This window comes from Neisseria sp. HMSC03D10 (assembly GCF_001807625.1).
Lineage (GTDB): Bacteria > Pseudomonadota > Gammaproteobacteria > Burkholderiales > Neisseriaceae > Neisseria > Neisseria mucosa.
This window is the reverse complement of the sequence record NZ_KV789491.1, coordinates 1-12455: the sequence shown is the minus strand read 5'-3', so window position 1 is coordinate 12455 and position 12455 is coordinate 1. Positions and strand designations below refer to the sequence as shown.

Here is a 12455-nt window from a genome sequence, read left to right as displayed (position 1 = left end):
ACTATCTGTACTGTCTGCGGCTTCGTCGCCTTATCTTGATTTAAATTTAATCCACTATAGTTGAGGGTCGTCTGAAAAGTTGTCAAACGGGTTGTGTGAAGAAAACAGGCTGACCTTGCATTGATGCGGTCAGCCTGTCTGATTGGGTCAATTTGTTTTTTCTGCGGCAAGCTTTTCCTGACGGTAGGCTTCGGCGGCTTCCCGATCGCGTTTGGTTGCTTGGCGCATCATCCAATAATTGATGACGATGACCAGCGTACCGATAATGCCGATCAGGATGGTTGCCAACACATTCATCTGCGGGTCGAGACCCAGCTTGATTTTGGAGAAAATCACCTGCGGCAATGTGGAAGAACCGGGACCAGATAGGAAGGAGGTAATCACCAAATCATCCAGCGACAGGGTAATGCCGAGCAGGAAGCCTGAAGCGATGGCAGGCGCAATCAAGGGCAGGGTGATGACGAAAAAGATTTTCAGCGGACGCGCACCCAAGTCCATGGCGGCTTCTTCGAGCGATTGGTCGAGCTCCACCAGACGCGAACGGATAACGACGGTAATGTATGCCATACAAAGCGTCGTATGTCCGAGGAAAATGGTGAAGAAACCGCGGTCAAAGTAAAGCCTTTGGAGCAATTCGCCGCTGCCTTGCAGGAACATTTGCACCTGAATAATCAGGAGCAGCATGGACAAACCGGTAATCACGTCAGGCATAACCATAGGCGCGGAAATCATACCGGCAAACAAGGTGCTGCCGCGGAAGCGTTTGATGCGCGCCATCGCGTAGCCTGCCAGCGTACCTAAAACGACGGCTGCAAGCGAGGATGCGGCAGCAATGCGCAGCGACAGCCAAGCGGCTTCCAAGATGGTGTCGTTTTCCAACAATGCGCTGTACCACTTGGTCGAAAAGCCGCCCCAAACGGTAACCAGCTTGGATTCGTTGAACGAATAGATGACCAAAACGACCAGCGGAATATACAGAAACGCCAGCGACAGCATCAACATCAGTTTCAGGAACCAGGATAATCGGGATTTCTGCATTATTTGGATCCTTCTTCTAATTCGCGGTTTTCATAATGCTGGAACAGTGCAATCGGCACGACCAGCAGTGCGACCATGACGACGGCGACGGCGGAAGCCAACGGCCAGTTGTTTTGATCGAAGAACGCCTGCCACAAAACTTTACCGATCATCAGGTTTTCCGAACCGCCGACCAGTTCGGGAATCACAAATTCACCGACTGCGGGTACGAAAACCAGCATGGAGCCTGCGATGATGCCTGTTTTAGATAGGGGCAGGGTAATGGTGAAGAACGATTTAATCGGCCCTGCACCCAAATCAGAAGCGGCTTCGAGCAGGCGGTTGTCGAGTTTCACCAGTTGCGTGTAAAGCGGTAGAATCATGAACGGCAGATAGGCATAAACCATGACCAAGTTCAGCGAGAACGCGTTGTAAAACAGGTCTAAAGGCTCTTCGATAATCTGCATTTTGAGCAGGAAATTGTTGATGATGCCGTTGTGTCCCAGCAGGCCCATCCATGCGTAAACACGCAACAGGAAAGAGGTCCAGAAAGGCAGCATGATGGCAAGCAGCAGACCGTTGCGCATGGCGGGATTGGCGCGTGAAATCGCATAGGCGGTCGGATAACCAATCAGCAGACAAATGATGGTCGTCGTCAGCGCAGTCTTAATCGAAGACCAGTAGGTCATCAGATAGATATTACTGTTTTCGCTGTCGCCAAACGGATTCAAGGTATTCCAAAAATTTTGGAAGATATCGGCATAGTTTTGATAACTGATGGCGATGTTCAGACGACCTAAATCTTCATCGACGCTGGTCAGCGGCGTAAACGGCGGAATGGCGATTTCTTGTTCGGCAAAGCTGATTTTCAGCACGATGGCGAACGGAATCAGAAACAATACCAAAAGCCAAATATACGGCACGGCAATGACCGCGCGCTGACCCGGGCGGCGGAACAGTTTGTTTTTCAGTTTTTTAAGGTTCATCTCACTCCCCTTAAATCAACGGAACAACGGAGTCGGTTGGTTTTCCGGCCAGCTGATATAGACGGTTTCGTCCCAAGTCGGCGGCGTGATGTTGCGGACATACCAATAAGGTGCGGGAACTTGGCTTTTGACGACGCGGCCGTTGGCAAGTTTGATGTGGTAGATGGCGAAGCTGCCCAAGTAGGCGATTTCTTCCACTGTGCCTTTTGCCCAGTTGAAGCTACCCAAGTGGTCGGGTTTTTCTTTGTACAAATCAATGTCTTCGGGACGGATGCTGACCCAAATGTCTTGTTCGCTCGGGCCGCCCAGACCGTGGTCGATGCGGACGTGGTTTTCCAAGCCTTCGCATTCGATAACGGCATAATCGGCATGGTCGTCAATCACGACGCCGCCGAAAATATTGGTCTCTCCGATGAATTCGGCGGTAAAGCGGCTGTTGGGGTAGTCGTACACGTCGCTGGGCGTACCGACCTGTTGCAACTGACCGTCAGACATAATGGCGATGCGGGTCGCCATCGTCATCGCCTCTTCTTGGTCGTGCGTGACCATGATGCAGGTTACGCCGACTTGTTCGAGCGTATTGACCAATTCGAGCTGGGTTTGTTGGCGCAGTTTTTTGTCCAACGCGCCGAGAGGTTCGTCAAGTAGCAGGATTTTCGGACGTTTTGCCAAGCTGCGTGCCAAAGCGATACGTTGTTGCTGGCCACCGGATAATTGATGCGGTTTGCGCTTAGCGTATTTGGTCATCTGCACCAGACGCAGCATTTCTTCCACGCGCGCAGCAATTTCATCTTTGGGCATTTTGTCTTGTTTCAGACCGAAGGCAATGTTCTGCTCCACAGTCATGTGCGGGAACAGGGCATAGCTTTGAAACATCATATTGATGGGGCGCTCGTAGGGGGCAAGTTTGGTAATGTCTTGACCGTCCAGAATGATTTTGCCCTGATTGGGGCTTTCCATGCCCGCCAGCATACGCAGCAGCGTGGATTTGCCGCTGCCGGAGCTGCCCAAAAGGGCAAAGATTTCATGTTGATAAATATCCAAGTCGATGTTATCGACAGCGTAATTGTCACCAAACTTTTTCACCAAGCCTTGAATTTTGAGATAAGGTTTGGCTGAAGACGCAGTGGTTGCGGTCATAATGGCAATACTCCAATAAAAATGACGAGTACCGGCAAAACGGATTTTCGAAAGGGTGATAAAAAGCTGTTTGATTGCTGGCGGGAGTCGCAACGTCGCAACGTCGTCTGAAACTCTTGTGAAGCGCACGGGCAGCATGGATGGGAAACGGGTGGAAATCCAAGGATAAACCGCTTCCGCCGAACTCGCTATTATATTAGCCTATGGCACGCAGGGGCAATACGAAATTGCCCGAAGGGGCTGATTTCTCGCGGATTTGATTTAAACAGGACATTTTTAAACCTGTCAGATTGAATCTGCCGTCAACCCTTACGGGCGGATAAGAAAAGGCAATCGCTTTCATGAGCGAAGTTTGAGCGCGTTGTTTTTATGCAATTAATTTATATGAATATTATGCTTATATTTTAAATATTCATTCGAAATATAATAAAATATGAAATATTTACAATAGTTGTTTGATAGGCATTCGTTGTAAACAGTGTAATAACAAGCAGATTTTCAAACAAATTTTTTTCGTGAATGTTCACGCAAGGGGTAAAGCATGAGTATCAAACAGTGGCCTGAAGGCGAGCGGCCGCGTGAAAAATTATTGGCACGCGGCGCGGGTGCATTGAGCGATGCTGAGCTGCTGGCGATTTTGCTGCGGGTGGGGACGCGCGGGATGAGCGCAGTGGATTTGGCGCGTTATCTGCTGAACGAGTTTGGCAGCTTGGGCAAACTGATGAGCGCCGACGCTAAAACACTTTCCGCATACAAGGGCATGGGTTTGGCGAGTTTTACCCAGTTTGCCGTCGTTAAAGAAATCGGCAGGCGGATTTTGGGTGAGGATTTACAGGAAAACATCACGCTTTCCAGCCCGAAAGCCGTTGCCGATTATCTGCGCCTGCATTTGGGGCATGAAAAGATAGAAGTCAGCACCGCGCTTTTGCTCAACCGCCAAAACAGGCTGATTGCCATGCGCGAACTCTCGCGCGGAACGGTGGCGGAAAATACCGTCTATATCAGGGAAATCGTCAAGCTCGCATTAGACGAATACGCTGACAGCCTGATTATCGCGCACAATCATCCCGGCGGTTCGGCAACGCCTTCGCAATCGGACATCGCGTTTACAGGTCGTCTGAAACAGGCTTTGGCATTGGTTGATGTCTCGCTTTTAGACCATTTTATTGTTACGGCGACAGAAGTCTGCTCTATGCGGGAACAGGGGTATATGGAAGGGTAAAGTGATATTGCTGGGCGGGGCAAAGGTTGGAATAAAGAGGTCGTCTGAAAACAGGTTTCAGACGACCTTTTTACTGATTTTAGTGTGACAGATATGTAAGGTAGCTGATATTTTGAACTGAACGGGCATGAAGGGTCGTCTGAAAATTTTTTTCTGTAACCTAGATGAACTCAAGCCCTTTCGCTGATGATGCCGGACACGCCGACTTCGTGCGGATTGATGCGGGCGGTTTCTTCCTGCCCCAGTCCGACCAGTTTGCGCAGCCGCGTCATATAGGCGTTGACATCCAAGCCGCGTCCGTAGCGTTGCGCTTCCCATATGGTTTCTGCCAGCGCATCCATCATATCGTGTTCGGCGCGTACCCAATCGCCGCCGTAGCGTGCGCAGAGTTGTCCGTGTATGGCGCGGATGCCGGGCGGCTGGTCGATGGCTGCTTGTTCTTGCAGGGAGAGATGCAGCGACATATGCAGGAAGGGATTGGTTTCTCCTTCTTCGGGCGTCCAGGTTTTGTCCAGATAGTCTTCGATATTTTCGAGATAGCGGGAGTATTCGGGATGGGCTTCGATAATCCGCAGGGCTTTTTGTTGCAGGCCGTCCAGTTGCAGGGGGGTGAGGCGTTGTTGCCAGACATGGGCGAAAAATCGGCGGACATCGTGTGTGTTGACATCGTACATGGCGGGAATTTCAGAAATTCGGATAGGGCGATTATATAGTTATCTTTCCTGCTTTTACATTTGATTAACGGTTTATGCCTCAGGGCGTTTTAAAATGCAGCTTTGCTTCTTATCTTATGGAATAATGATGAACCCTTATTTGTCCGCTTTTGTATTATCTGTCCCGATGGTGGTTGCCGCGCCTTATGTGGCGGCTGAAACACACCCCGCACAGGCTCAGATGCAGCAGAATATAGATGCAGTTTTGAAAATTGCGCGCAACGGCTCTTTGAGCGAGGCGCAAAAGGTCAAGCAGATCGAGCAGTATGCAGACCGTTATCTGGATTACGAACGCATTTCCGCTTTGGCGGTCGGCGCGCCTTGGCGTGAATTCTCCGCCACTCAGAAAACGGAATTTATCCACGCTTTTAAAGACATGATTATAGCCATGTATTCGCATTCCGCCTTAATCGGCGCGGCGGATGCGCAGGTAAGGCTGTTGCCGAAAATGACGGTCAACGGCAATAAGTTTGACGTATTTTCTGAACTGCACACCAAAAAAGGGACGAAATACGAAGTAGCCTACCAGCTTTATAAGGTCGGCCCTGTCTATAAAATCTACAACATCCGCGTGGACGGAACGAGCCTGGTAACGGTTTACCGCAACCAGTTCGGCGAACTTATCAAGCAAAAAGGCATAGACGGCACCATTGCGACCGTCAAAGCCAAAGGGCTGAAAAAGCAATAAATCCAATGACAAAAGGTCGTCTGAAAGTTTCAGACGACCTTTTTCTATTTGTTTAAATTGTTATTTCAACATCAAAATCGCAGCCACCGCCACAGCCGCCACTGCCAATGCGGCAATCAGTTTGGCGGCGGAAGCAAATTTCAAGGTAACGGTTTGCCCCTCGATATACTTGTAGCCGCTGATCATCGGGCGGATCAAATCTTTTTTCTTCAAAAACTTATACGCCAAGACCGTAACGATGTGTAGTCCCGCCAATGCCGCCAGCAGGTTGAAGAAATTGACGTGGATTTTGCGCATCAGGCTGCCCGTGTCCGAGCTGACCAAATGGTTCAGATAGCCGCTGTCGGTAAACGTGTTTTCATCGGCGGCAAACAAGCCCGTCGTCGCTTGCAGCAAAACCGCCGCAATCAGCGCAATGACCATCAGCGCGCCCAAAGGGTTGTGTCCGGGCTGTTCGTTTTCCGTCAGGCTGCCTTGCAGGTAGCGGCGGATGGACGACGGACCGCGCACGAATTGCGAAAACCGCGCCGTATCGCTGCCCCACAAGCCCCAACACAGGCGGAAGACAATCAGCCCCGCCACCAGCAGTCCGCAGCGCAAGTGCCAAACCAGCATCCCGCCGCCTGCCTGCGCGCTGTACCACATAAATCCGACCGACAAGACCAAGAGCCAGTGAAACAGGCGCGTTGGCAAATCCCAGACTTTGACTTTTTGTTTCATTAAATATTCCTTGTTGTGCGGTTGTAGTGTTCCTATACGGGGCGGTAGAATCGTGAAAACAACAGTCGATAAAAGACATCCTCTTTTCGCCACGCATCCGCTATTTTATCCCAAACTCAGGCAGATTGATGATGAACCCGTCCTATACGCTCCCCGATACGCCCGATTTTTTTCAGACGACCTCGCAATTTCCCGACGTATTCACCCCGCGTCAGGCGGAGTCGCACAAAGGAACATACGGCACGCTCGCCGTCGTCGGCGGCGCATCGGGCATGAGCGGAGCCGTTGTTCTCGCTTCCACCGCCGCGATTTATCAAGGCAGCGGCAAAGTGTGGGTGGGCTTCAATCAAACCGCCTTGCCCTTTGCCGTCATCCCCGAACGCCCCGAAATCATGCTGGCAACTGCCGAAGACCTGCTGAAACGCAAGGACATCAGCGCATGGGCGGTCGGCTGCGGCATGGGTTTGGACGAAACCGCCAACCAAATCTTAAATACCGTGTTGACGCAAAATCAGGACGCGCTGCTGCTCGATGCCGACGCACTGACTTTGCTGGCAAGGTCGCATCCCGAAACCCGCGAAGCTGCACAAAAACGCGGCAATCTGGTTCTGACCCCGCACCCAGCCGAAGCCGCCCGCCTGCTCGGTACATCCACCCAAGCCATTCAGCAAGACAGAATGTCCGCCGTCCAAACCATCAGCGCAACGTTCCAAGCCGTAACCGTATTAAAAGGACACCATACGCTGGTCGCCGCGCCCGACGGCACGGTCTATACCAACTCAAGCGGCAACGCCGGACTTGCCACCGCAGGCAGCGGCGACGTTTTAAGCGGCATCATCGGCAGCCTGCTCGCGCAAGGCATCCCGCCGTTCCAAGCCGCTTGCGCCGGCGTATGGCTGCACGGCGCAGCGGCGGATGTCATCAAACACTCGACGGGTGTGGAAACTGGTATGCTCGCAGGCGAAATCGCACCTGCCGCCAGATGGTTGAGGAATCGGCTGATGGCGGATAAAACAGAAAATTGAGAAGGAAGGAGGTCGTCTGAAAACGGAGAGACAGTCCCCAAGCCGTTTTCAGACGACCCTTTGCGATGTTCAATATCTGTGTTGGAATCCAAAAGCTTTTTGATGTTTCCTATGCAGATACTCCGGATAGATTGAAAAGGTAAACCATGCAGTCCAAATTTTTTAACCATCAAGGTGCAAGCCTGCACTACCAAATCGGCGGTAAGGAAGCCGCCTCCGTCATGGTCTTGCTTCACGGCGGTTTCGGCTCGATTGCCGACTTTGAACCGTTGCTGCCGCGCCTGTTGCAACACTATCGCGTGATTGCCGTCGATACGCGCGGACACGGACGCTCCACGCTTGGCACTACCGCATTGACCTATGCTCAAGCAGCCGATGATGTGCGCCAAATCCTGCGCAACGAAAGCGTGGAAAATTACAGTCTGTTCGGTTTCAGCGACGGAGGAATAACTGCTTACCGTCTTGGTGCGGAAGATGAAAATGTTGAGAAAATCATCACGGTAGGTGCAGAGTGGCATCAAAAACACTTGAATCGCGTACGGTCGATGTTTGAAGCGCTGAACCTTAATATTGTAAAAGAAAAACTGTCGGAACAGCTTGCCGCTTATCAGGCAGCCAATCCCGAACCCGATGCCGAAAAATGGATTGCGGCATTGAAAGCCATGTGGCTGGATGAAAGCGCAAGCGGTTATCCCAACGAAAGCGTCCGTGAAATCGCAGCTAATGTCTTGGCAATACGCGGAGAAGCCGATTTTCTGCTTGCCTTCGATGATTGGGCAGAACTGAAAACCGAATTGCCCGATGTGCATCTGATGAATGTGCCGTTTGCAGCCCATGAAGCGATTAAAGAGCAGCCTGAAATAATTTGGGCGGCAGTACAGGCGTTTCAGGCATTGTAAAAGTCCGTATTGGATAAAGAGGTCGTCTGAAAGCAGCTTGGCAGGTTTGCTGAAACCGTTTTTCAGACGACTTAATCCTATATTTTTTTAATTTTCATACAGCATCAAACCATGTCTTCCATCCGCTCTTTCAGTTCCACTTTACTGCTCGCGCTGCTGCCTTTGGGCTTCCTTATCGTGATGGTCGTCGCGCCTTTGGTTGCGCTGGCTTTTTACGACGGGAGTGCATGGGGCGGGGTGTTGCGCGATGACTATATGCAGCACCTTATCTTATGGACCGCATTTCAGGCTTTGGCAACCTGCGTGCTGGCGGGGATTTTGGGCGTGCCTGCGGCGTGGGTGTTGGCGCGTTTGGATTTTCGGGGACGCGCTTTGGTGTTGAGGCTTTTGATGCTGCCTTTCGTGATGCCGACTTTGGTGGCGGGTATGGGCGTGTTGGCTTTATTCGGCACAAACGGTGCCGTTTGGGCGGGCTGGCAGGATACGCCGTACCTGTTGATTTACGGCAATGTGTTTTTCAACCTGCCGGTTTTGGTGCGCGCGGCGTATCAGGGATTTTTGCAGGTTCCCGAGGCGCGCCTGCAAACGGCGCAGGCTTTGGGGGCGGGGGCTTGGCAGCGGTTTTTAAGGGTGGAATGGCCGGTATTGCGCCCGTGGATGGCGGGCGGTTTGTGTTTGGTTTTCCTGTATTGTTTTTCGGGGTTCGGACTGGCTTTGCTGTTGGGCGGCGACCGCTATGCGACGGTGGAAGTGGAGATTTACCGACTGATTGCGTATGAATTGGATATGGCGCAGGCTTCCGTCTTGGTATGGCTGGTGTTGGGGATTACCGCGGCGGCGGGATTGCTGTATGCGCGGTTGAGCCGTCGGACGGATGCGGACAAGGCACACGCCGCACCGCGTCCGCGCAAGCCCGCAACAGCGGCGGAACGGCTGATGGTCGCGGCGGTATTGTCGGTGTTGTGTGTATGCTGCCTGATGCCCTTGCTTGCGGTTGTCCGGCAGGCCGCACTTGCCGGAGGGTCTTGGCGGGTATTGCTCGAGGGCGAAACGCTGGCGGCGCTTTGGAACACCGTTCGTTTTTCGGCGGCGGCGGTCGCTGCCGCTGCGGTATTGGGCGTGTCGTATGCCTGCTTGGCAAGACGTGCGGCGTGGGTGAGGGGGGCGGTATTTTTGCCGTTTATGGTGTCGCCGGTCTGTGTGGCGTTCGGCGTGCTGCTGCTGTATCCGCAATGGACGGCATCGCTGCCGCTTTTGATTGCCGCTTATGCGCTGTTGGCGTATCCGTTTGTTGCCAAAGATGTTTTGGCGGCGTGGGATGCGTTGCCGCAAGGCTATGGCGAGGCGGCGAGGACTATGGGGGCAAACCGTTTTCAGACGACCTTTTACATCACCGCCCCATTGCTGAAACCCGCTTTCAGGCGCGGGCTGACTTTGGCGGCGGCAACCTGCGTCGGCGAGTTTGCGGCAACGCTGTTTTTGGCGCGTCCCGAATGGCAGACGCTGACCACCCTGATTTACGCCTATCTGGGCAGGGCGGGGGCGGACAATTATTCGAGGGCGATGGTGTTGACGGCGGTATTGATGCTGTTTGCGACGATGGTGTTTTTGCTGCTGGACGGAAAGGACGAGGACTGAATCATATTGAAGGTCGTCTGAAAAGGCGGTTTCATCTTGGTGAAACCGGTTTTCAGACGACCTTTTCGGTATGGTTGCCTGTTTTGACCGTATATTCCAACGCTTTGTAAGGTTTCAGTGTGGATGAAATATAACCGTTTTCAGGACGGCGGACGTAATCGAGATAATCCTGCATGGCGGGTGAGAAGCCTTCCACATCGTCCACGGCGATGACCGCGCGGTCGGCAAGATTCGGTTCCAGCAGCTTGAATACGGGGAATACCAAATCCGGCCAGCCGTCGAGCAAGACGAAATCGGGGCAGATGGCTAAGTCTTTTAAGGTTTCCAGCGCATCGCCTTCGCGAAGCTCGATATAGTCTGCCAAACCGGCTTCTTGGAAATGTTTTCTCGCTGCTACGGCTTTGTGCGGCAGATATTCGCAAGTGATGACACGCCCGCCGTTGTGCTTGGCTGCTGCGGCAAGATACAGCGTCGAAATGCCGTAGGAAGTCCCGAATTCGACAATGTTTTTTGCTCCCGATGCCAAAGCCTGCATATACAAAAACTTGCCTTGTTGCGGTGCGATGGGGATGTATTTGTCTTCGTAAAAACTTTCGTTTTCCCCCGTCCAATCCAGCCCTTTGCCCAACAGTTTGAAAATCTTGGGCAGAAAATGAAAAAACATCTGTCTGTTTTGCTTTAAGGCTTGGGCGTAGAGCCGCAGCAAAACGGTTTCGACTTGAGGCTCTTGCAGAAAAGCGAACATTTTTGGCGTCAGCTTGGGCATGTGGATTCTCCTTTTCAGCTTAAATCCTTTATATTTTCCATCTTGCCACAGCTTCGCTTTTCAGACGACCCCCGCATCCAAACTCCGCTATAATGGCGGCTTTCCCATTATTTCATTCAAAAGACGGTCTTATCATGAAACACATCCACATTATCGGTATCGGCGGCACGTTTATGGGCGGGGTGGCCGCCATTGCCAAAGAAGCGGGGTTTAAAGTCAGCGGTTGCGACGCGAAGATGTATCCGCCGATGAGCACCCAGCTCGAAGCCTTGGGCATAGACGTACACGAAGGCTTCGATGCCGCGCAGTTGGACGAATTTAAAGCCGACGTTTACGTTATCGGCAATGTCGCCAAGCGCGGGATGGATGTGGTTGAAGCGATTTTGAACCGCGGCCTGCCTTATATTTCCGGCCCGCAATGGCTGTCGGAAAACGTGTTGCATCATCATTGGGTACTCGGCGTGGCGGGGACGCACGGCAAAACGACCACTGCGTCCATGCTCGCATGGGTTTTGGAATATGCCGGACTCGCGCCGGGCTTCCTCATCGGCGGCGTACCGGAAAACTTCAGCGTTTCCGCCCGCCTGCCGCAAACGCCGCGTCAAGATCCGAACAGCAAATCGCCGTTTTTCGTCATCGAAGCCGACGAATACGACACCGCCTTTTTCGACAAACGCTCCAAATTCGTGCATTACCGTCCGCGTACCGCCGTGTTGAACAATCTGGAATTCGACCACGCCGACATCTTCGCCGATTTGGGCGCAATACAGACCCAGTTCCACCACCTCGTGCGCACCGTGCCGTCCGAAGGCTTAATCGTCTGCAACGGACAGCAGCAAAGCCTGCAAGACACTTTGGACAAAGGCTGCTGGACGCCGGTGGAAAAATTCGGCACCGAACACGGCTGGCAGATCGGTGAAGTCAATGCCGACGGCTCGTTCGACGTGTTGCTTGACGGCAAAAAAGCCGGACACGTCGCATGGGATTTGATGGGCGGACACAACCGCATGAACGCGCTCGCCGTCATCGCTGCCGCACGTCATGCCGGAGTCGATATTCAGACGGCCTGCGAAGCCTTGAGCGCGTTTAAAAACGTCAAACGCCGCATGGAAATCAAAGGCACGGTGAACGGCATCACCGTTTACGACGACTTCGCCCACCACCCGACCGCCATCGAAACCACCATCGAAGGCCTGCGCCAGCGCGTCGGAAATGCCCGCATTCTCGCCGTCCTTGAGCCGCGTTCCAACACCATGAAACTCGGCACCATGAAAGCCGCCCTGCCCGAAAGCCTCAAAGGTGCCGACCAAGTATTCTGCTACGCCGGCGGCGTGGACTGGGACGTCGCCGAAGCCCTCGCGCCTTTGGGCGGAAAGCTGCACGTCGGACAAGACTTTGATGCCTTCGTTGCCGAAATCGTGAAACATGCCGAAGCAGGCGACCATATTTTGGTGATGAGCAACGGCGGTTTCGGCGGGATACACGGGAAGCTGCTGGAAGCCTTGAAATAAGGTCGGTTGAAAGTTTGGAATGATTGAGGTCGTCTGAAAACCGGAGTTTGGTTTTCAGACGACCTTTTTGTGGTGAAGGAATGGGATGGGGCAGACCCGATATAGTGGATTAACTTTAAACCAGTACGGC

12 protein-coding genes and 1 pseudogene are annotated in these 12455 nt (G+C 52.7%); 6 read left to right on the top strand and 7 right to left on the bottom strand.

Annotated elements, in window-relative coordinates; genetic code table 11:
- The 4 genes and pseudogenes from HMPREF3066_RS13705 to HMPREF3066_RS01120 form a co-directional block, all read right to left on the bottom strand.
- Positions 1-62, bottom strand: a pseudogene (locus tag HMPREF3066_RS13705) (transposase); the annotation flags it as partial.
- A gap of 85 nt (positions 63-147) precedes the next feature.
- The gene (locus HMPREF3066_RS01130; protein ID WP_070439905.1) at positions 148-1038 is read right to left on the bottom strand and encodes an ABC transporter permease subunit; all 891 of its coding nucleotides are present in this window, start codon (positions 1036-1038) and stop codon (positions 148-150) included.
- The gene (locus tag HMPREF3066_RS01125; RefSeq protein WP_003766008.1) at positions 1038-2003 is read right to left on the bottom strand and encodes an ABC transporter permease subunit; all 966 of its coding nucleotides are present in this window, start codon (positions 2001-2003) and stop codon (positions 1038-1040) included. The genes HMPREF3066_RS01130 and HMPREF3066_RS01125 overlap by 1 nt, the downstream gene beginning before the upstream one ends.
- A gap of 15 nt (positions 2004-2018) precedes the next feature.
- Entirely contained in the window at positions 2019-3143 is a 1125-nt protein-coding gene (locus HMPREF3066_RS01120) for an ABC transporter ATP-binding protein (RefSeq protein WP_009312960.1), read from the bottom strand.
- A 541-nt stretch (positions 3144-3684) separates the two neighbouring features.
- On the opposite strand from HMPREF3066_RS01120, the gene radC reads away from it, so the two are divergent.
- The gene (radC, locus tag HMPREF3066_RS01115) at positions 3685-4365 is read left to right on the top strand and encodes a RadC family protein (RefSeq protein ID WP_016687535.1); all 681 of its coding nucleotides are present in this window, start codon (positions 3685-3687) and stop codon (positions 4363-4365) included.
- A 170-nt stretch (positions 4366-4535) separates the two neighbouring features.
- On the opposite strand, the gene HMPREF3066_RS01110 is transcribed toward radC, so the two are convergent.
- A complete protein-coding gene (locus tag HMPREF3066_RS01110; protein WP_070439904.1) occupies positions 4536-5039 on the bottom strand; it encodes a DUF1841 family protein in 504 nt (167 codons plus the stop codon).
- A gap of 127 nt (positions 5040-5166) precedes the next feature.
- On the opposite strand from HMPREF3066_RS01110, the gene HMPREF3066_RS01105 reads away from it, so the two are divergent.
- On the top strand, positions 5167-5766 hold the full coding sequence (locus HMPREF3066_RS01105) for an MlaC/ttg2D family ABC transporter substrate-binding protein (RefSeq protein WP_045075492.1): 600 nt from the start codon (positions 5167-5169) through the stop codon (positions 5764-5766).
- A gap of 60 nt (positions 5767-5826) precedes the next feature.
- Here the strand turns inward: HMPREF3066_RS01105 and HMPREF3066_RS01100 are convergent, their stop codons facing one another.
- On the bottom strand, positions 5827-6486 hold the full coding sequence (locus HMPREF3066_RS01100) for a cytochrome b/b6 domain-containing protein (protein ID WP_009311383.1): 660 nt from the start codon (positions 6484-6486) through the stop codon (positions 5827-5829).
- Positions 6487-6614: 128 nt separating this feature from the next.
- On the opposite strand from HMPREF3066_RS01100, the gene HMPREF3066_RS01095 reads away from it, so the two are divergent.
- The 3 genes from HMPREF3066_RS01095 (at position 6615) to HMPREF3066_RS01085 (ending at position 10048) form a co-directional block, all read left to right on the top strand.
- Positions 6615-7511, top strand: a complete 897-nt coding sequence (locus HMPREF3066_RS01095; RefSeq protein WP_070439902.1) for an NAD(P)H-hydrate dehydratase — start codon at positions 6615-6617, stop codon at positions 7509-7511.
- A gap of 146 nt (positions 7512-7657) precedes the next feature.
- The gene (locus HMPREF3066_RS01090) at positions 7658-8410 is read left to right on the top strand and encodes an alpha/beta fold hydrolase (RefSeq protein WP_070439900.1); all 753 of its coding nucleotides are present in this window, start codon (positions 7658-7660) and stop codon (positions 8408-8410) included.
- Positions 8411-8521: 111 nt separating this feature from the next.
- Complete coding sequence (locus tag HMPREF3066_RS01085) at positions 8522-10048, top strand: ABC transporter permease (RefSeq protein WP_070439898.1); 1527 nt, start codon at positions 8522-8524, stop codon at positions 10046-10048.
- A gap of 52 nt (positions 10049-10100) precedes the next feature.
- Here the strand turns inward: HMPREF3066_RS01085 and HMPREF3066_RS01080 are convergent, their stop codons facing one another.
- Positions 10101-10814, bottom strand: coding sequence for an O-methyltransferase (locus tag HMPREF3066_RS01080; RefSeq protein WP_070439896.1), 714 nt, complete (start codon positions 10812-10814; stop codon positions 10101-10103).
- Between the two features lie 134 nt (positions 10815-10948).
- Here HMPREF3066_RS01080 and mpl point away from each other — a divergent pair, with 134 nt between their 5' ends.
- The gene (gene mpl / locus HMPREF3066_RS01075) at positions 10949-12325 is read left to right on the top strand and encodes a UDP-N-acetylmuramate:L-alanyl-gamma-D-glutamyl-meso-diaminopimelate ligase (protein WP_070439894.1); all 1377 of its coding nucleotides are present in this window, start codon (positions 10949-10951) and stop codon (positions 12323-12325) included.
- The last annotated feature ends 130 nt before the right edge of the window (positions 12326-12455 follow it).